The organism is Flavobacterium sp., assembly GCF_050696275.1.
Lineage (GTDB): Bacteria > Bacteroidota > Bacteroidia > Flavobacteriales > Flavobacteriaceae > Flavobacterium.
This window is the reverse complement of sequence record NZ_JBOGUT010000014.1, coordinates 1-19,541: the sequence shown is the minus strand read 5'-3', so window position 1 is coordinate 19,541 and position 19,541 is coordinate 1. Positions and strand designations below refer to the sequence as shown.

The 19,541-nt window shown below is 35.4% G+C and carries 20 protein-coding genes; 19 read left to right on the top strand and 1 reads right to left on the bottom strand.

All coding sequences use genetic code 11. From position 1 onward, the window contains the following. Positions 1-9 precede the first annotated feature (9 nt). From nrfD to ACRDEC_RS08775, 7 genes are all read left to right on the top strand, one after another. The gene (nrfD, locus tag ACRDEC_RS08805) at positions 10-1,416 is read left to right on the top strand and encodes an NrfD/PsrC family molybdoenzyme membrane anchor subunit (protein WP_431497967.1); all 1,407 of its coding nucleotides are present in this window, start codon (positions 10-12) and stop codon (positions 1,414-1,416) included. Between the two features lie 6 nt (positions 1,417-1,422). Continuing rightward, positions 1,423-1,947, top strand: a complete 525-nt coding sequence (locus ACRDEC_RS08800; RefSeq protein WP_431497966.1) for a DUF3341 domain-containing protein — start codon at positions 1,423-1,425, stop codon at positions 1,945-1,947. 8 nt (positions 1,948-1,955) lie between these two features. Next, a complete protein-coding gene (locus ACRDEC_RS08795; RefSeq protein WP_431497965.1) occupies positions 1,956-2,501 on the top strand; it encodes a c-type cytochrome in 546 nt (181 codons plus the stop codon). Positions 2,502-2,526: 25 nt separating this feature from the next. After that, positions 2,527-4,026, top strand: a complete 1,500-nt coding sequence (locus tag ACRDEC_RS08790) for a quinol:cytochrome C oxidoreductase (protein WP_431497964.1) — start codon at positions 2,527-2,529, stop codon at positions 4,024-4,026. A 19-nt stretch (positions 4,027-4,045) separates the two neighbouring features. Continuing rightward, a complete protein-coding gene (locus tag ACRDEC_RS08785; protein WP_431497963.1) occupies positions 4,046-5,218 on the top strand; it encodes a cytochrome c oxidase subunit II in 1,173 nt (390 codons plus the stop codon). A 33-nt stretch (positions 5,219-5,251) separates the two neighbouring features. Next, positions 5,252-7,057, top strand: coding sequence for a cytochrome c oxidase subunit I (locus ACRDEC_RS08780; protein ID WP_431497962.1), 1,806 nt, complete (start codon positions 5,252-5,254; stop codon positions 7,055-7,057). A gap of 86 nt (positions 7,058-7,143) precedes the next feature. Then, positions 7,144-7,830 (top strand): porin family protein, encoded by a 687-nt coding sequence (locus ACRDEC_RS08775; RefSeq protein WP_431497961.1) that lies wholly within the window; start codon positions 7,144-7,146, stop codon positions 7,828-7,830. Here ACRDEC_RS08775 and ACRDEC_RS08770 read toward each other — a convergent pair. After that, complete coding sequence (locus tag ACRDEC_RS08770; RefSeq protein WP_431497960.1) at positions 7,825-8,247, bottom strand: hypothetical protein; 423 nt, start codon at positions 8,245-8,247, stop codon at positions 7,825-7,827. The two genes, ACRDEC_RS08775 and ACRDEC_RS08770, sit on opposite strands and share 6 nt — an antisense overlap. Before the next feature lie 467 nt (positions 8,248-8,714). Between ACRDEC_RS08770 and deoC the strand changes: the two genes are divergently transcribed. The 12 genes from deoC to ACRDEC_RS08710 all read left to right on the top strand — a co-directional run bounded on the left by deoC (position 8,715) and on the right by ACRDEC_RS08710 (position 19,320). Beyond that, on the top strand, positions 8,715-9,458 hold the full coding sequence (deoC, locus tag ACRDEC_RS08765; protein WP_431497959.1) for a deoxyribose-phosphate aldolase: 744 nt from the start codon (positions 8,715-8,717) through the stop codon (positions 9,456-9,458). A 10-nt stretch (positions 9,459-9,468) separates the two neighbouring features. Next, positions 9,469-11,586: a gliding motility protein RemB gene (locus ACRDEC_RS08760; RefSeq protein ID WP_431497958.1), complete on the top strand. Its 2,118-nt coding sequence runs from the start codon at positions 9,469-9,471 to the stop codon at positions 11,584-11,586. 32 nt (positions 11,587-11,618) lie between these two features. Continuing rightward, positions 11,619-13,055, top strand: a complete 1,437-nt coding sequence (locus ACRDEC_RS08755) for an MBOAT family O-acyltransferase (RefSeq protein WP_431497957.1) — start codon at positions 11,619-11,621, stop codon at positions 13,053-13,055. A gap of 3 nt (positions 13,056-13,058) precedes the next feature. After that, complete coding sequence (locus ACRDEC_RS08750) at positions 13,059-14,066, top strand: hypothetical protein (protein WP_431497956.1); 1,008 nt, start codon at positions 13,059-13,061, stop codon at positions 14,064-14,066. Positions 14,067-14,135: 69 nt separating this feature from the next. Continuing rightward, the gene (cyoE, locus tag ACRDEC_RS08745) at positions 14,136-15,080 is read left to right on the top strand and encodes a heme o synthase (RefSeq protein WP_431498019.1); all 945 of its coding nucleotides are present in this window, start codon (positions 14,136-14,138) and stop codon (positions 15,078-15,080) included. 4 nt (positions 15,081-15,084) lie between these two features. After that, positions 15,085-15,672, top strand: a complete 588-nt coding sequence (locus ACRDEC_RS08740; protein WP_431497955.1) for a cytochrome c oxidase subunit 3 — start codon at positions 15,085-15,087, stop codon at positions 15,670-15,672. Positions 15,673-15,712: 40 nt separating this feature from the next. Next, positions 15,713-16,696, top strand: coding sequence for a cytochrome c oxidase subunit 3 (locus ACRDEC_RS08735; RefSeq protein WP_431497954.1), 984 nt, complete (start codon positions 15,713-15,715; stop codon positions 16,694-16,696). A gap of 28 nt (positions 16,697-16,724) precedes the next feature. Continuing rightward, positions 16,725-17,081, top strand: coding sequence for a cytochrome C oxidase subunit IV family protein (locus ACRDEC_RS08730; RefSeq protein WP_431497953.1), 357 nt, complete (start codon positions 16,725-16,727; stop codon positions 17,079-17,081). 76 nt (positions 17,082-17,157) lie between these two features. Next, positions 17,158-17,832, top strand: a complete 675-nt coding sequence (locus tag ACRDEC_RS08725) for a hypothetical protein (RefSeq protein ID WP_431497952.1) — start codon at positions 17,158-17,160, stop codon at positions 17,830-17,832. A gap of 3 nt (positions 17,833-17,835) precedes the next feature. Beyond that, complete coding sequence (locus tag ACRDEC_RS08720; protein WP_431497951.1) at positions 17,836-18,522, top strand: SCO family protein; 687 nt, start codon at positions 17,836-17,838, stop codon at positions 18,520-18,522. Further along, positions 18,522-19,064, top strand: a complete 543-nt coding sequence (locus ACRDEC_RS08715; RefSeq protein WP_431497950.1) for a DUF420 domain-containing protein — start codon at positions 18,522-18,524, stop codon at positions 19,062-19,064. Before ACRDEC_RS08720 ends, ACRDEC_RS08715 begins: the two co-directional genes overlap by 1 nt. After that, complete coding sequence (locus ACRDEC_RS08710) at positions 19,054-19,320, top strand: hypothetical protein (protein ID WP_431497949.1); 267 nt, start codon at positions 19,054-19,056, stop codon at positions 19,318-19,320. Before ACRDEC_RS08715 ends, ACRDEC_RS08710 begins: the two co-directional genes overlap by 11 nt. Positions 19,321-19,541 lie beyond the last annotated feature (221 nt).

The following is a 19,541-nucleotide window of genomic DNA, read 5'->3' as shown; positions in this document are numbered from 1 at the left end:
TAAAGGATTATGTCGTCTCATTACGAAGCACCCATTAGAAAACCTTTAGTTATTGGTGATAAAAGCTATCACGATGTAACAGTTGATGTAGCTAAACCAGTTGAAGGTAGAGCCAATAAACAATGGTGGACAGTTTTTTATATCGCTTTAGCCGCATTTTTATGGGGATTGAGCTGTATGATATATACAATTACCACAGGTATTGGAACATGGGGATTAAATAAAACAGTAGGTTGGGCTTGGGATATCACAAACTTTGTTTGGTGGGTAGGTATCGGTCACGCTGGAACCCTAATCTCAGCAGTATTATTGTTATTCCGTCAAAAATGGAGAATGGCCATTAACCGTTCTGCAGAAGCGATGACAATTTTCTCTGTAGTTCAGGCAGGTTTGTTCCCGATTATCCACATGGGTCGTCCATGGCTAGGATATTGGGTATTGCCAATCCCGAATCAGTTCGGATCATTATGGGTGAATTTTAACTCACCTTTACTTTGGGACGTATTTGCAATCTCAACGTATCTTTCAGTATCATTAGTTTTCTGGTGGACTGGTTTGTTACCTGACTTTGCAATGTTAAGAGATAGAGCTGTAACTCCGTTTACAAAAAGAATTTACACTATTTTGAGTTTTGGATGGAGTGGTAGAGCTAAAGACTGGCAACGATTTGAAGAAGTTTCTTTGGTCTTGGCAGGTTTGGCAACTCCTCTTGTACTTTCTGTGCATACCATTGTATCGATGGACTTTGCTACTTCGGTAATACCGGGATGGCATACAACTATTTTCCCTCCTTACTTCGTTGCAGGAGCGGTTTTCTCAGGATTCGCAATGGTAAATACATTGTTGATCATTATGAGAAAAGTTTCTAATCTTGAAGCATATATTACAATTCAGCATATTGAATTAATGAATATTGTAATCATGATTACGGGTTCTATCGTAGGTTGTGCCTACATAACAGAGCTTTTCGTAGCATGGTATTCTGGAGTAGAGTATGAGCAATATGCTTTCTTAAACAGAGCAACCGGACCTTACTGGTGGGCATACTGGGCGATGATGACATGTAACGTTTTCTCTCCGCAATTTATGTGGTTCAAAAAACTAAGAACCAGTATCATGTTCTCATTTGTTATTTCTATCGTTGTAAATATAGGTATGTGGTTTGAGCGTTTTGTGATCATTGTGACTTCGTTACACCGTGATTACCTACCGTCTTCATGGACAATGTTTCAGCCGACGTTTGTTGATATAGGTATCTTTATCGGTACTATTGGATTCTTCTTTGTATTATTTTTACTCTATGCAAGAACATTCCCTGTGATTGCTCAGGCGGAAGTAAAAACAATCTTGAAATCATCAGGAGAGAATTACAAAAGAGAAAGAGAAAAAGAAGGTCATAATCACGATAATCACTAATAAGTCATGAGTAATAAAGTAATACATGCACTATATAATGATGACGATGTTTTGATGGATGCTGTAAAGCAAACTAGAAAAGCGCATCACCATATTGAAGAAGTTTATACTCCATTTCCAGTTCACGGACTAGATAAAGCTATGGGGTTAGCACCTACAAGAATCGCTATTTGCGCATTTCTTTACGGGTTAACAGGATTGTCTTTCGGAACATGGTTGATGAATAATATCATGATTCAGGATTGGCCACAGGATATTGGAGGTAAGCCAAGTTTCAGCTATATTCAGAATATGCCTTCTTTCGTGCCAATTATGTTCGAAGAAACGGTATTTTTTGCAGCACACTTAATGGTTATTACATTCTATATGAGAAGTAAATTATGGCCGTTTAAAGTAGCTGAAAACCCAGATGTCAGAACAACTGATGATCACTTCTTAATGGAAGTGGCAGTAAATAATAATGAAAGTGAATTAACTTCATTTTTACAAAGCACAGGTGCTGTAGAAGTTAAAGTAATTGAAAAGCATTAATCAGAACTATGAAAAAAGTATATACACTAGCAGTTTTAATGGGGTTGTCTTCATTGCTGTTTTCATGTCAAGATACAAAAAAACCGAATTATCAGTTTTTTCCAAACATGTATGAATCGACAGGATATGAAACTTATTCTGAATCTGCAGCTTTCAAAAATGGAAAAGAAGGGCAATTGCCAGCTCAAGGTTCTATCAAAAGAGGTTTTGTGCCTTATGAGTATCCAAATACGGATGCAGGGTACGAAGCTGCAAAATTAAATTTAAAATCACCTTTGGATTCTTTACCTGTTAACATGGAAAAAGGAAAAGAATTGTTCAATATTTATTGTGCAATTTGTCATGGTGAAAAAGGGGATGGAAAAGGAAAATTGGCAGTAAGAGAAAAATTCCTTGGAGTTCCTAGTTACAAAGACAGACAAGTTACCGAAGGAAGTATTTTTCACGTAGTTACCTATGGAAAAAATGCTATGGGTTCACATGCTAATCAACTATCGCAAAAAGAAAGATGGCAAGTTACAGGTTATGTTTTAAAACTTAGATCTGAATTATAATTGTAAAACACTCTATTTATAAGTTATGTATACATTTTCAAGCAAATTAAAAAACTTATCTCTTATCCTAATGGTTTTAGGAGCATTGGGTATTGGAGTTGGTTTTTTCACTGCACCAAAAAATACTAAAGATGTAGAAGCAATTCTTGCTGCTGATAGTCATGGTGGTCATCACGTTGAAGGCGCTCACGAAGCAGCACCAGCACATGCTGCCGAAGCAGCACCTGCTGAACATGCTGAAGAAGCACATGTTACTGAAGCTGTTAAGAATTCAAATGCTGTTGCGGAAACACATTCTGATTCGGTTGTTAAAGCGGAAGTTCCTGCTGCTGAAGTTGCAAAAACAGCTCATGGAGTAGAAGTAAAAGAACATGAAGCAGAAGCAAAAGGACATGAAGTAGCTGAGCAAGATGAACATGAAGAGCATTTAGAGCATGTTTTACATCAGCTGCAAAACAAGCCATGGGCTGCATTTTATGTTGCTGCCTTATTCTTTATGTTAATTTCATTAGGAGTGTTGGCTTTCTATGCAATTCAACAAGCTGCACAGGCAGGTTGGTCTCCAGTGCTTTTTAGAGTAATGGAAGCTATCACTTCATACCTGGTTCCCGGAGCTATAATAGTTTATGTTATATTAGTTTTATCTGGATTGCATTTCAATCATTTATTTATTTGGATGGATGAGTCAGTTGTAGCTGAAGATAAGTTGCTTCAAAGTAAATCCGGTTATTTGAATGTGCCGTTCTTCTTAATAAGAGCAGCAATATTTATGGGTGGTTGGATTTTGTACCGTCATTTTTCAAGAAAAAACGGTTTGGCTTTAGATGCAACAAACGATCTTACTTACTACAAGAAAAACTTCAAATTATCTGCTGGTTTCTTAGCATTCTTCTTGGTTTCAGAATCAATGATGTCTTGGGATTGGATTATGTCAGTAGATCCACACTGGTTTAGTACCTTATTCGGATGGTATGTATTTGCTAGTTTTATTGTAAGTGCAGTTACTGTAATTGCATTAGTTACTTTGTACTTAAAATCAAGAGGTTATTTAGAATATGTGAATAATAGTCATTTTCATGATTTAGCTAAATTCATGTTTGGATTTTCAGTATTCTGGACTTACTTATGGTTCTCTCAATTTATGTTAATCTGGTATGCTAATATTCCTGAAGAGGTAGTTTATTTTAAATTCAGAATTGAACATTATAATTTGCCTTTCTTTGGAATGGTTGTGATGAATTTCGTATTCCCTATTCTTATCCTTATCAACACTGATTTTAAACGTGTGCCTTGGATTATCAGTATGGCTGGAATCGTTATTCTAGCAGGACATTATTTAGATTTCCATAACATGATTTATCCTGCAACGGTTGGTGATCAATGGTTTATAGGTCTTTCAGAAATCAGCTCAATAGCATTCTTTGCGGGATTGTTCATATTTGTTGTCTTTACAGCACTTACAAAAGAACCATTATTGCCAAAAGGTAATCCGCTTGTTGAAGAAAGTAAGCATTTTCATTATTAATATTTAAATACAAAAACAGATGACAAGTTTGTTGGTTATTATAGTTTTAGTCCTATTATCAGTTGCTATTTGGCAAATGACTAAAATCTTCGACTTAACTCAAGTTGGCAATAAAAAGGATGATTCCCAAGTTGCGACTGATAATGATAATAATATTCAAGGATATTTGATGTTCGGCTTTCTTGCGTTCCTATATGTCTTTATTATTTATGGATTGTTTAAATGGGGTCACTTTGTTTTGAGTAATCCGGCTTCTGAACATGGAGCTGATTATGACAACTTAATGTGGATTTCTTTTGGAATTGTATTCTTTGTACAGGCTATTACGCAGGCATTACTTCATTATTTTGCTTACAAATACAGAGGGAAAAAAGAAAATAAAGCTTTGTATTTTGCCGATAACGATAAGCTAGAGTTTGTTTGGACAATCATTCCTGTTATTGTTCTTGCAGTTTTAATTCTTTACGGATTGTATACTTGGACAAATATCATGTTTGTTGATGAAGACGAAGATGTTATAGTTGTTGAATTATATGCAAAACAATTTAACTGGGAAGCTCGTTATTCAGGTGAGGACAACGTTCTTGGTAAAGCAAATGTTCGTTTGATTGAAGGTGTAAACACAATGGGTGTTGATGTTACAGATCCTAATGCACAAGATGATATTGCAGTTACAGAATTACATCTTCCTAAAGGGAAAAAAGTATTGTTCAAATTACGTTCACAAGACGTATTGCACTCGGCTTTTATGCCACATTTTAGAGCGCAAATGAACTGTGTTCCTGGTATGGTAACTCAATTTGCATTTAAACCAATCTATACTACAGACGAAATGCGTCAGGATGCTGATATGGTTGAAAAAGTTGCGAATATTAATAAAATTCGTGCTAAGAAAACTGCTGAATTAGTAGCTCAAGGCAAACAAGGATTAGACCCGTATACTTTTGACTATCTTTTGTTATGTAATAAAATTTGTGGTGCTTCTCACTATAACATGCAAATGAAAATTGTAGTTGATACTCCACAGGATTTTCAAAATTGGTTAAAAGGAAAAGGAACGATTGTTAAAGCAATTAATGATGATAAAGCGGCTAAAGGTGCTGAGAACGCTCCTGTTTCTGCTCCGGTTCAGGCAAAAAAAGCTGATACTATCGTTGTAGCGGCTACAGAAACAGTAGGTGTAAGTAAATAATAATCAGAATTAAAAAAATTAAAATATAAAACTATGGCAGCAGCATCACATGACCACGATCACGCACACGATCAAGATCACGCACACCACCATAAAGATACTTTTATAACAAAATATATTTTCAGTATTGATCATAAAATGATTGCAAAACAATACTTGATTTCAGGTATTATTATGGGAATCATTGGAGTTGTAATGTCAATTCTTTTTAGAATGCAAATTGCTTGGCCTGAGGAATCATTTGGGATTTTCAAATTTTTATTAGGTGAAAAATTAGCTCCAGGAGGTGTAATGCGTAACGATATTTACCTTGCTTTGGTTACTATTCATGGTACTATCATGGTATTCTTTGTATTAACTGCCGGGTTGAGTGGTACATTTAGTAACTTACTGATTCCGCTCCAAATTGGAGCAAGAGATATGGCTTCCGGATTTATGAATATGATTTCATACTGGCTGTTCTTTATCTCGAGTGTTGTTATGCTTTGTTCGTTATTTGTTGAATCGGGACCAGCTTCTGCGGGTTGGACAATCTATCCTCCATTAAGTGCTTTGCCACAAGCTATTCCAGGTTCTGGAGCAGGTATGACTTTATGGTTGGCTTCTATGGCGATATTCATCGCATCTTCATTGATGGGATCGTTGAATTACGTTGTAACGGTTATCAACTTAAGAACTAAAGGGATGTCAATGACAAGATTGCCACTTACTGTTTGGGCTTTCTTTATTACAGCTGTAATTGGTATTGTTTCTTTCCCGGTATTATTATCTGCGGCTTTATTGTTAATCATGGATAGAAGTTTTGGAACTTCATTCTTCTTGTCAGATATCTTTATTTCAGGTGAAGTTTTACACTACCAAGGAGGTTCTCCGGTATTGTTCGAGCACTTATTCTGGTTCTTAGGACATCCTGAAGTATATATTGTATTATTACCGGCATTAGGTATCACCTCTGAAATTATTGCTACAAATTCACGTAAGCCAATCTTTGGTTACCGTGCGATGATTGCGTCAATTTTAGCGATTGCTTTCTTATCGACAATTGTTTGGGGTCACCATATGTTTATTTCAGGAATGAATCCTTTCTTAGGGTCTGTATTTACTTTTACAACATTGTTAATTGCAATTCCATCCGCAGTAAAAGCATTTAATTATATTACTACTTTATGGAAAGGTAACTTACAGTTGAATCCTGCGATGTTGTTCTCTATCGGATTGGTTTCTACTTTTATCTCTGGAGGTTTAACAGGAATCATTTTAGGAGACAGTACATTAGATATTAACGTTCACGATACTTATTTCGTAGTAGCTCACTTCCACTTAGTAATGGGTATTTCTGCTCTTTACGGGTTCTTTGCCGGGGTTTACCACTGGTTCCCTAAAATGTTCGGAAGAATGATGAATAAAAACTTAGGTTATATTCACTTTTGGGTAACAGCAATTTGTGCTTACGGTGTATTCTATCCAATGCACTTTATTGGAATGGCTGGTTTACCACGTCGTTACTATACAAATTCAAACTTCCCATTATTTGATGATTTAGCTGATGTGAATGTTCTAATCACAACATTTGCTATCATTGGAGCTGCTTTCCAGTTAGTATTTATGTGGAACTTCTTTACTAGTATTTTCTACGGTAAAAAAGCAGTGCAGAATCCATGGAAATCAAATACTTTGGAGTGGACTGCACCAGTTGAGCATATGCACGGAAACTGGCCAGGTGAGTTGCCTACAGTACACAGATGGCCTTACGATTACAGTAAGCCTGGTTATGAAGAGGATTTTGTGCCTCAAACAACACCAATGAAAGAAGGAGAAGAAGAACTTCACCATTCATAAACAAAATAATAATAAAATGCCTTTCTTATTGAAAGGCATTTTTCTTTATAAAGTATTTTGTTAACTTTAAACCTTAAATCAGTGCTATGAAAAACCTTTTTAAAGTTGTTTTTTTGCTTTCGTTTTTTACTGTGTTTTCGCAGGAAGTTCCCAACTTTGAAGCGGTTGATTCTTTGTATAGAGAAGATCAGTTTTATTTTGGAGTAACCTACAATATCTTGAGCAGTAAGCCTAAGGAAGTTTCACAGAATTCTTTTTCTACAGGATTGTATTTAGGCTTTTTGAGAGATTTTCCAATCAATAAAAAAAGAACTTTTGCAATAGCTCCAGGACTAGGATTCTCATTCAAAAACTACAAACAAAATTTGGTTATTCAGGAGAATCAAGGAGTGATGGAATACAGTACTATTCCTGCCGGAGTTCCTTTTGATAAAAATAAGTTGGCGATGTATTTTGTCGAAGTGCCTGTCGAATTTCGCTGGAGAACTTCAACCTATGAATCACATAAGTTCTGGCGTATTTATGCCGGATTTAAAATGAGTTATCTGTTGGCGAGTCAATCTCGGTACAAAGCAACCGGAATCGATTATAAAGTAAATAATAATCCAGACATTGTAAAGCTTCAATACGGTGCTTATATTTCCGCAGGCTGGAATCAATGGAATTTTTATACCTACTACGGATTTGATAATATGTTCGAGAAAGGAACATTAAACGGTAATCCGATTAAAATGAATACCCTGAATTTTGGTTTGATGTTTTATATTCTATAGCCAGAAGAATAAAAGAAATAATTGCGGAAATAACCCAATAAGATACCCCAGAATCAACTCATTTGTTGTGTGAGCTTTCATAAATAATCTTGAGGATGCCACGAGTCCGTTACACAATAACAACAAAGCAATAAAGACAACTTCTTTAGCTTGAAAATGAAGGCAACAGCTGATGGAGAAAACTGTTAAAGAAGCCATGCCTAACATGTGTAAACTTGCTTTCCTGTTGAAAACAACCAATAACAAGGCTAATCCACTACTTATTATACTGCCTAAATAAAAATAGAATAATTCTGGAATTGCGTCTATGCTGGTACTTTTTAAAATAAGCATAGCCAGAAGAACAATGTGGAGCAGTAAGGGTATTTTACGCTGTGACACCGATGGAACCATAATAGAGTCTATCTTTTGAAGCATAAGCAACAGGTAAAAACAGGCTAAAGGAATGAAAACCGTGACCACTAGTATTTGCATAAGATACAAATAGATAATTTCATATACGAAATATCGGGGAGTTATCACAAAATATAAAAGCGCCGCAAATACCGCTGTGAAAATTGGATGGAAGAAGTAGGAGAAAAAAGGAAAAATTCTTTTCAAAACAGAATAAATTATACTAACAAATATAGAGATTTGGAGCTAAGTATCGGCATATTGTTTTTTCTTTTATAAAAGGATTAATATGTAGTATCATTCAAAATTGGAAAGGAATCTATTTCTATAGTTTGTATGGTTACGGACAAATGGTTTTGATACCAAGGACAACAGCGGTATTTTATAAGGAAAACAGAAGCATGACGAAATAATTAATTCAAAAAAGACCCCATTTCGGTGGGATTTTTCTATTTTTATAGCCGTATAGCTTATTTTAAGAATTGACAATCATGAACATCAAACAATATCTCGATTCAACGTACCTGAAAACAGCTTCGCAGGCGAATATATCTGAAAATGAAAATACGCTTGTGGTACAAAATTTCATTCAGGAAGCTATTGATGAGGGATTTAAACTGATTATGATTCGCCCTGAACAAGTCCGGCTGGCAAAAAAAATGATCGTTCAGGCTAATTCGAAAGTACTCATAGGAACCGTTATCGATTTTCCTAACGGTGCTTCAGAATTGGAAGCCAAGTTAGAAGAAGCCCAACAAGCAATAGAGAATCATGCAGATGAATTGGATTTTGTAATCAATTACGAGGCATTCAAAAGAGGAGAAACAAACGAAATCAAAAAAGAAATCATTGCCTGCACTCAATTAGGATTGTCGCATAAAAAAGTGGTCAAATTTATTATTGAAGTAGCCGCGCTCAGCAACCAGCAGATTGTTCAGGTTTCGGCATTAATCAAAAACACGATTATTGCTAATTTTAAAGAAGATAATTACCAGAATGTCTTTGTGAAATCATCGACAGGATTTTATAAAACCGAAGATGGTCTGCCAAACGGAGCTACGATCCCAACGATTATCTTAATGCTGGAAAATTCAAATCCGCTTCCTGTTAAAGCGGCCGGCGGAGTAAGAACACTTGATGAAGCCCTAGCTATGATAAGACTCGGTGTAAAAAGAATAGGAACTTCGGCGGCAAAAGTGATTGCTGAAGGGAAGACATCGGGTGATAATTATTAAAAATACCAAAATGAAAAAATACTTTTCTGCCTTTATTGTTTTATTTTTTGTTCAGAATATGTTTTCACAAGTGGGAAATCAGGAAAAACCTCCTGTCTTTGATGCTTGTCAAAACGCTTTAAGTCAAGAACTTGAAAATTGTTTTTACAACCAGTTGCAGGATTTTGTCTACCATAATTTTCAGTTGCCTGAAATGGCAAAACAGAACAATTTTAAAGGAAAGATTATTACTTTGTTTGAAGTAGATACAACAGGGGTTTTCAAGGTTTTGTATGTTGATGCAATCGATGCTTCTTTAATTGATGAAATCAAAAGGGTTTTTTCGGGACTGCCAAAAATTACTCCTGGAACCTACAACGGAAAACCTACATATTCAAAGTATACTCTGACGATTGCCATTCCTTTGCAAAGTGCTGCCGAGATGGCGCAACTGAAGCAACAAGAAGAGATGCAAATAGCTAATTCGACAAAAGTATTGGCTAATAAAGAAAATCCGGAATTTGCAGCGGTATCAAAAAGCTATAAGAAATTCTCGAATCCACAGTTTACAAGTCATCTCAATATTCCTTTTTCACATAATTTCTATACGCAGTTTGATGACGAAATGAATCAGGTGGGAACTAACAGTCATACAGCGTCAAAGCCATTTACATATGCGGAAGTTGCTAAATACTACAGTTTATCCGAAGCCAACGAGAAAATTAAAATAAAAAAAGAAGGTTGGTGGGGCAGGAAGATGTTCAATGAAAATCTGGTAGCCATCCAAGGGCAGGATTATTGGTTTACGATGAATCCTATTTTCGATTTAAGATTAGGAAAAAGTAATCCAAGCTCTGAAAGTTACACCTATAACAACACTCGTGGATTACAGATTCAAGGCGGACTGGGTGAGCAGATAAGTTTTACAACAACTATTTATGAAAGTCAAGGTTTTTTTGCGGATTATTTTAACCAATATGCTCAGTCTATAAAACCAGGAGGAGGTAATCCTGCCGTTATTCCAGGGATTGGTATTGCCAAAGATTTTAAGGAAACACAATTTGATTTTCCTTCTGCCGATGCTAATATTACTTATACACCAAGTCGATTTTTCAATTTGCAACTGGGCTACAGCAGAAATTTCATTGGAGATGGTTACCGTTCTCTGTTAGAAGCGGATGGTGCCAGTCCGTACCCGTTTTTTAAAATAAATACGACTTTCTGGAAAATAAAATATACTAACACATACATGTGGCTTAAAGACGTCCGTCCTGAAGTAACTGTAGATAAAACTTATGCAACCAAATATATGGCTAACCATTATTTGAGTTATAATGTGACCAAAAGATTAAATATCGGTTTCTTTGAATCGATAGTTTGGGCCAATGATAATGATCGAGGCTTTGATGTTAATTTTGTAAACCCGATTATCTTTTATCGTTCTGTTGAATTTTCTTCTTCTTCCCGAAGCGGAAATGCGGTTTTAGGATTGACTTCAAAATATAAATGGAATAACTTCATTAATTTCTACGGGCAATTTCTGCTTGACGAATTTTCGCTTGGCGATATAAAAGCCGGAGAGAAAAGTTGGAAAAATAAATTTGGATACCAGTTGGGAGGAAAGTATTATAACGCATTTGGAATTCAGAACCTATATTTGCAGGCAGAGTACAATCATGTTCGTCCTTATGTTTACGCTCACAGCAACGCTCTTACAAATTACGGGCATAACAATCAAAGTATGGGGCATATTTGGGGCTCAAACTTCAAAGAGTTGACAGTCATTGCGCGTTATTCTAAAAATCGTTTGTTTGCCGATGCAAAATTAAGTGTCGGAGTAAGAGGCTTTGATTATGACACGGCGACTGATGGATTAAATTACGGATCAAATATCTATAAAGATTATGAGGAAAACAGGGCTTTTGATAAAGGTGTTGTTGTAGGTCAGGGAAATAAAGCCAATATTCTTATCGCTGATATTCAGGCTGGTTATCTGTTAAATCCAAGTACTAATCTAAAATTGTTCGGAAATCTTATTTATAGAAATTTTTCACCAAAAATGGATACGGCAATAGTATTTAAAGAAAACACTACTTGGTTTTCGGTAGGTCTAAGAGCAGATTTGTTTAACTGGTATTATGATTTTTAGGTTTCATCGGGTTGAAAAATCAGTTGTAGAGTATGCTTTTTAATTCCGTTAGTTTTGCTGTTTTTCTGCCTATAGTTTTTGTACTGTATTGGTTTGCAACGCGAGGTAATTATAAAGTGCAAAATGTGCTTTTGCTGGTTGCCAGTTATTATTTTTATGCCTGCTGGGATTGGAGATTTTTATTTCTTCTGATTTTCTCCACCTTTTTGGATTTTTATACCGGATTGAAAATGGCTGATGCCAAAACTCAGAAGACTAAAACTTTTTGGTTTTGGTTAAGTGTTGTGGTCAATCTGGGGTTTTTAGGGATTTTTAAATACTATAATTTTTTCGCTGATTCTTTCGCAGACGGATTGTCTCTTTTGGGGATTCATGCGGGTTTTTGGTCGCTTCAGGTGATACTTCCTGTGGGGATTTCCTTCTATACTTTTCACGGATTGTCTTATGTGATTGATGTTTACAAGGATAAAATCAAACCGGAAAAGAATATTGTGGATTATTCTGTGTTTGTTAGTTTTTTTCCGTTGCTTGTTGCAGGGCCTATAGAAAGAGCAACGCATTTATTGCCGCAAATACAATGCCAGCGTGATTTTAATTATGCCAAGGCGAAAGATGGTCTTCGGCAGATTCTGTGGGGCTTGTTTAAAAAAGTGGTTATCGCGGATAATTGTGCCGAATTTGCTAATTTGATTTTTAACAATCATGAAGATTATTCGGGGAGTTCATTGATAATAGGGGCTGTTTTGTTTGCTTTTCAAATTTACGGCGATTTTTCAGGCTATTCAGATATTGCTATTGGAACAGCCAAGCTTTTCGGAATTGATTTACTGAAAAATTTCGCATTTCCTTATTTTTCAAGAGATATTGCTGAGTTTTGGAGGCGTTGGCATATTTCATTGTCGTCTTGGTTTAGAGATTATTTATATATTCCGTTGGGCGGAAGCAAGGGAGGAGTGGGGACTAAGGTTCGTAATATATTTATTATTTTCCTCGTAAGCGGATTTTGGCACGGTGCCAATTGGACTTTTATCGCTTGGGGGTTTGTAAATGCATTGTTTATAATGCCTTCTGTTTTATTTAACACAAATAGAAATAATCTTGATATTGTAGCTCAGGGCAGAATTTTCCCAACTTTTAAGGAATTAGCATCGGTTATTATCACTTTTTGCCTGACTGTCTTCTGCTGGATTTTCTTTCGATCAGAGAATTTAAGCCATGCCATAAGCTATATAAGCGGGATATTTTCTATGTCGGTTTTTACCGTTCCAAATGTAAAACTAGGAATCAAGTTGTGGTTTTTATTGCCATTTTTTATTGTTGAATGGTTTGGAAGGGAACATGAATATGCTATTTCTAAAATAGAAATGACCTTTCCTGCTCCGGTTCGCTGGGGATTTTATTACGCAGTAATTATTGCAGTGCTGTATTTTGCAGGCTCAGGACAGCAGTTTATTTATTTCCAATTTTAGCTTATGATAAAATTCTTCAAACGCCTTTTCTTATTTGTATCCATTCCTGTTGTTTTTTTATTGGGAGGATATATTTATTTTGATCCCTTTAATGTGATTTATACGTATGATAATTACGATCAGACACCTGTTATTTCAAGTAGGGATTATATTTCCACAGAACAGTATCTTAAAAACAAAGACAAGTATCATTATAATTCTTTTATTTTAGGTAGTTCAAGGACGATTGCTTTTAAGACAGCTGATTGGAAGAAATACTTAAGTAATGATGCAATTCCATACAAATTTGATGCTTCAGCGGAATCCATCAGCGGAATCGGTGCCAAATTGAAATATATGGATAAGCAAAAGGTTGAAATAAAAAATGCGCTGATAATTTTATGCAGGGATTGGAGTTTTGCAACCCGAAAAAACAGCGTCGGACATTTGTTTAAAAAACATCCTGTGATTTCTGGAAGATCATGGTTGGATTTTCATTTTGCATTTTTGAAAGCCTATTTGAATCCAAGGTTTTTATTAGTGTTTTATAATTACAAAATAACTGGAGAATATAAGGATTGGATGGTGTATGTGATTGCCAAAGATCGATTTGCAATAGATCCGGTTAGTAATGAAATGACTGAATTTGATCTTGACAAAAGGATTGAAAAGGATCCCAGGCAGCATGTTAAAGATCTTGGCGGTGTTTTTTACGACAGGCCGAATGAAGCAAAAGAAGATTCGATAAGCCGGATAGATCAGGATTATTTAGAAACGCTGAAGGAAATGAAATCTATTCTTGAAAAACAGAAAACAAAGTATAAAATCGTCGCCGGACCTTTGTACGAACAGATAAAATGGAATAAAAAAGACAAAGATATTCTGACAAAACTCTTTGGTGAAAATTTTTATGATTACACCGGGAAAAATAAATTTACCAATAACGAAGAAAACTATTATGAGAACAGTCACTACAGACCAGTTGTAGGTGCTGTTATTTTTAAAGAAATTTACGAAGGAGGCAATAAATAGACTTCAGGATCAAGCGGGCCTTCTAAGTAAAATATCAAAAAATATAGATTGAAGATTTCCATATTCTGCATGGTAATTTATATCTTTGCACCAGTTTTAAAAAAATCTGCCTTGAGCGCAACGAATTCATCACATTCATTAAAATCTATTTTTCTTGATTTCAAAGAAATTACTAAAGCAGGTCTTGCGATTAGTGTAGTCTTTTCTTCACTAGCCGGATACTTGCTTGGAGTCTCGGAATTTTCCTCTGCCAATGTTTATGTGCTGGTTATGCTTGCTGTTGGAGGCTATTGTATGGTTGGTGCTTCAAATGCATATAATCAGATCATTGAAAAAGATTTAGATGCTTTGATGGACAGAACGAAAAATCGGCCTATTCCATCTGGCAGAATGACTGTAAACACTGCGTTTGTCATTGCTACGGCGCTAACTTTGATTGGGTTAATTATTTTGTATTGGATTAATCCTAAAACGGCCATGTTTGGTGCCATTTCAATATTTCTATACACTTGTATTTATACGCCGCTTAAAACGGTAACATCATTATCTGTTTTTGTAGGGGCATTTCCAGGAGCAATTCCTTTTATGTTGGGCTGGGTTGCAGCAACGAATAACTTCGGAATTGAAGCGGGTACCTTGTTCTTAATTCAATTTTTCTGGCAATTCCCTCATTTTTGGGCAATTGGCTGGTTTTTGTTTGAAGATTATAAAAAAGGCGGATTTTATATGTTGCCAACAGGGAAAAGAGACAAAGGAACAGCAATGCAGGTTATTTTATATACATTATGGCTGGCGGTGGCTTCTGTTTTGCCTAGTTTTGGTTACACAGGACAGTTATATTTGACTACAGTTTCAACAATAATAGTTGGTTTGTTAGGTCTTTGGATGCTTTTTTATGCTGTTAAATTGTATAAAAACCAAAACGACAAATCAGCAAGATCTTTAATGCTGGTGAGTGTTTCTTACATTTCGCTAATACAGGTAGTTTATATTTTAGATAAATTTTTACGATAATAATATGGAGATGACAATGTCGGTACAGGAGCATAATCAAAGAAAAGCAAGATCATACAAATTGATTCTGCTGTTCGCAATGTTGAGTATGTTTATGATGTTTGCAGGTTTAACGAGTGCTTATCTGGTAAGTTCTTCCAGAAAAGACTGGATACACACCATGATTGTGCCACCGGCTTTTACAATAAGTACGGTGTTAATTATTTTATGCAGTGTTGCAATCCACCTTGCAAAAAAAGCGATCCAAAAGGACAATCGAAAAGATACAACCATGTATCTTTTGACAACATTGGTTCTTGGAATTGCTTTTGTGTTTTTTCAATTCAAAGGGTTTAGTCAGGTGGTTCAGATGGGGTATTATTTTACAGGAAACGGAAGTTCTGTAACCTCTTCATTCTTGTATGTTCTGACTATTTTGCACCTGGCACACCTTTTTGCAGGGATGATTTCACTATTAATCATAATTTATAATCATTTTAAACAAAAATACAATTCCACACAATCCACTGGTATTGAGCTTGGTGCGATGTTCTGGCATTTTTTAGATTTTCTTTGGGTATATTTGTTTTTGTTTTTATATTTCGTGAAATAAGAAAAAAACGTAAATTTGACAACTTTTTAAATACAATTCTATGGCAACGACAGTTACTACTAGTACTGATGGTAAAACTTGGGGAGGCGGAAATGAACCGATGGGTATAAGCTACGGTAAAATGATGATGTGGTTTTTCATCGTTTCTGATGCTTTAACATTTACCGGATTCCTTGCGGCTTACGGTTTTTCAAGATTTAAATTTATTGAAACCTGGCCGGTAGCGGACGAGGTTTTTACACACTTTCCATTTATGCATGGTGTTTCTGCGCCGATGTATTACGTGGCATTAATGACTTTTATCCTGATCTTCTCTTCTGTAACCATGGTGTTGGCAGTAGATGCTGGTCATCAGATGAAAAAAAACAAAGTGATTCTTTACATGTTCCTAACCATTATCGGTGGATTAATTTTCGTGGGTTCTCAAGCTTGGGAATGGAAAAATTTCATTAAAGGGGAATACGGTGCTGTAGAAACTAAAGGAGGTTCTATATTGCAATTTGTGAAAAATGACGCGAAGCATACGAGAGTTGCTTTGGCTGATTTTGCAGCGAATACACCTACGGAAAGAACTCAAGATACCAGAAGTAAAGGGGTTTGGTTTTTTGGTGAGTCAACTCTGCCTACTTATACGGTTGAACAAATAACTGAAGGATTTAAAGTGCATCCTGATGTTTTGGTACGAACTGAAGTAATTGATCCGACAACTAAGCATAAAAAAGTACTTTCACGTGAAGAATCACTTGAGAGAATGAAAACTGCGCACTACGTAGTTGAAGGAGCTAATTTAACTCGTAATGAATATGGAAGTAAATTATTTGCTGACTTCTTCTTCTTTATTACAGGATTCCACGGATTCCACGTATTTTCAGGAGTAGTAATCAATATTCTTATATTCTTTAATGTGCTTTTAGGTACTTATGAAAGAAGAGGTTCATACGAAATGGTGGAGAAAGTTGGATTGTATTGGCACTTTGTCGATTTAGTTTGGGTGTTTGTATTTACATTCTTCTACCTAGTTTAATTTTTTAATTCAAAAAAGAAAGATTATCATGTCACACGATCACGCACACGAATCAAATGTAGGTAGAATCTGGAAAGTTTTTTTCATTCTTTCTGCTATCACTATTGTTGAAGTTTATTTTGGGATTACTAAGCCTCACAGCTTGCATTTCACTAATTTACTGGGAATGAATTTGTTAAACTGGATTTTTATCATTTTAACAATTGCTAAAGCCTATGGAATCATGTGGGCTTTCATGCACCTTGAAGGTGAAAAAGCATCATTGCGTTGGTCTATTGTAGGGCCATTAGTTTTTCTAATAATATATTTAATATTCATTTTACTAGTTGAAGCTGATTATATTTTTGGAGTGTTTAAGAATTCTACCATTAAATGGAATTTTTAACAACATATTAATTCAAAAAAGAGCTCCGTTATGCGGAGCTTTTTTTATTTTTGTACTCACAATATAAATTTTTCAGATGAAAAAGAAACTGGTTTTAATCGTTCTTTTGGCGTTGCCGATTCTTATTTACTTAATTTTTGCTTCAGCTACTCATAACTCACTTTTTCTGCCTACTATTTCCCGTAACAATAAAGAGTTGCCTAAATGGACCAGTTTTGATGCTAAGCCTGTTTTTTTGAAAAACAAGATTACCGTTCTGGGATTTATCGGGAATGATATCAAAAACAGCGAAGGAAACATTTTTAATCTGAACCAAAAGATATATGATAATTATGTTGGGTTTAAGGACTTTCAGATGGTAATGATTGTAGCCGATGGGAAACAGGATGAAGTAAAAGCCCTAGTCGAGAAATTGTCAAATTTTACTGAAAACATGTCGGCTTGGAAATTCGTTTTTGCAAAACCGGAAGAGATTCAGGAGTATTATAATTCTTTCAAATTGAAAGGAAAATTAAATTCGGAGATGAATACGGCAGAAGTTATCATTATCGATAAAGACAGAAATCACCGTGGCCGGAAAGGGAAAAATAAGGCCGGAAAAAAGGAATACAAAGAAAGTTATAATACGACTTCTGCAGCCGATTTGCATAACGAAATGGCTGACGACGTAAAGATTATGCTTCGCGAATACCGTTTAGCACTGAAAAGAAATAATAAACGCAAAGATTTTCATTTGCACGAAAGCAAATAAGCCATGAAAAATAAATCATACATTGGAACCGCTTTTATCATACTTGTTTTTGGGATTTACTTTATTCCAAAGATTGTTGACAGGATTAAAAGCGATGATGTTGTAAAATCTGACCGATTGAGTAAAACCAATAACGGTGATACAGCTGTAAAAAGCGATTTAGTGACTATTGGGAAAGCACCGTTGTTTTCGCTCACGGATCAGAATAAGGAAATGATTTCTAATAAAACATATGCGGGGAAAGTATATGTTGTTGAGTTTTTCTTTTCGACCTGTCCGAGCATTTGCCCAATTATGAACAAAAACATGAAAATTGTTCAGGAGAGTTTCGGAGCAAATAGCAATTTCGGGATTGCATCAATAAGTATTAATCCTGAAAATGATACGCCTGAAGTTTTAAAAGAGCATGCTGAAACCATTGGTGCAAAAGGAGTAAATTGGCATTTTTTGACCGGAGACCGAACTAAAATATTTGATATGGCTAACAAAGGATATAATTTGTATGTAGGTAAGAATAGTAAGGTTAGCGGGGGATTTGAGCATTCGGGATTCTTTGCTTTAATTGATAAGAATGGCAATATCCGCAGTAGGCGGGACGAATTCGGAAACCCGATTATTTATTATGACGGATTGAAGGACGAAGGAGTAAAGCAAATTAAACAAGACATCACCAAATTATTAGCAGAATAATGGAAAACAATATTTCAGAAAAAAAATACAACGTTTGGATTACCATTTTATCAATTGTGATCCCTTTGGTAGTTGCGCTGCTGTTTGGTGTGAATCTGAGAAAATTAGGATATGACGTAAAACCATTGTCTTTTTTGCCTCCAATTTATGCTACCATCAATGGGATTACAGCTATTGTTTTGATATGGGCGGTTATTTCGATTAAAAATGGAAAAAGAAAACTGCATGAAAACCTGATGAAAACGGCTATTGCGCTTTCTGTGGCGTTTTTAGCGATGTATGTGGCATATCACATGACTTCCATTGAAACGAAGTTTGGAGGAGTCGGTATTGTAAGGCCGATTTATTTTTTCATTCTGATCTCACATATTTTATTATCCATAATCATCATTCCTTTAGTGTTGGTCACTTATGTTCGGGCTCTTTCGCAAAGATTTGATAAACATAAAAAGATTGCCAAAATTACATTTCCGATTTGGTTGTATGTTGCAGTGACTGGAGTGATTGTTTATTTAATGATTTCACCTTATTATGTTAATTAAAGAGCAAAGAACAAAGAGTAAAGGGCAAAGACGTTTTACATTATGCGTCTATTTTCTATTTTCTATTTTCTTTTCTTTTCAAAGTTATAGCCAATGTGCAATGTGTCGTGCTTCATTGGAAAGTACTGGTGATACTGGTCAGGCTGAAGCGGTTAATGACGGAATTGTGTACTTAATGGTGATTCCTTACATCCTTGCGGGATTAATAGGATTTGCGGTTTATAAAATGTACCAGAAAAAGAAAGATACTAAATAGAAAAACTTTTTATTTTAGATATAAAAAAAGCACCTTGATTGAGGTGCTTTTTTGTTAATTGCTGTCCCGTCCTGAAATAAGTTGACATGAAATCGACTTATTATGAATAGATCAGAAAACAGCGCAGAAAAGCGTAGTCAACGCGATTATAATTTGGGCTTTAAATTAGCTGTTATTTCGCAAGTAGAAAAAGGTGAACTTAGCTATAAGCAAGCTCAAAA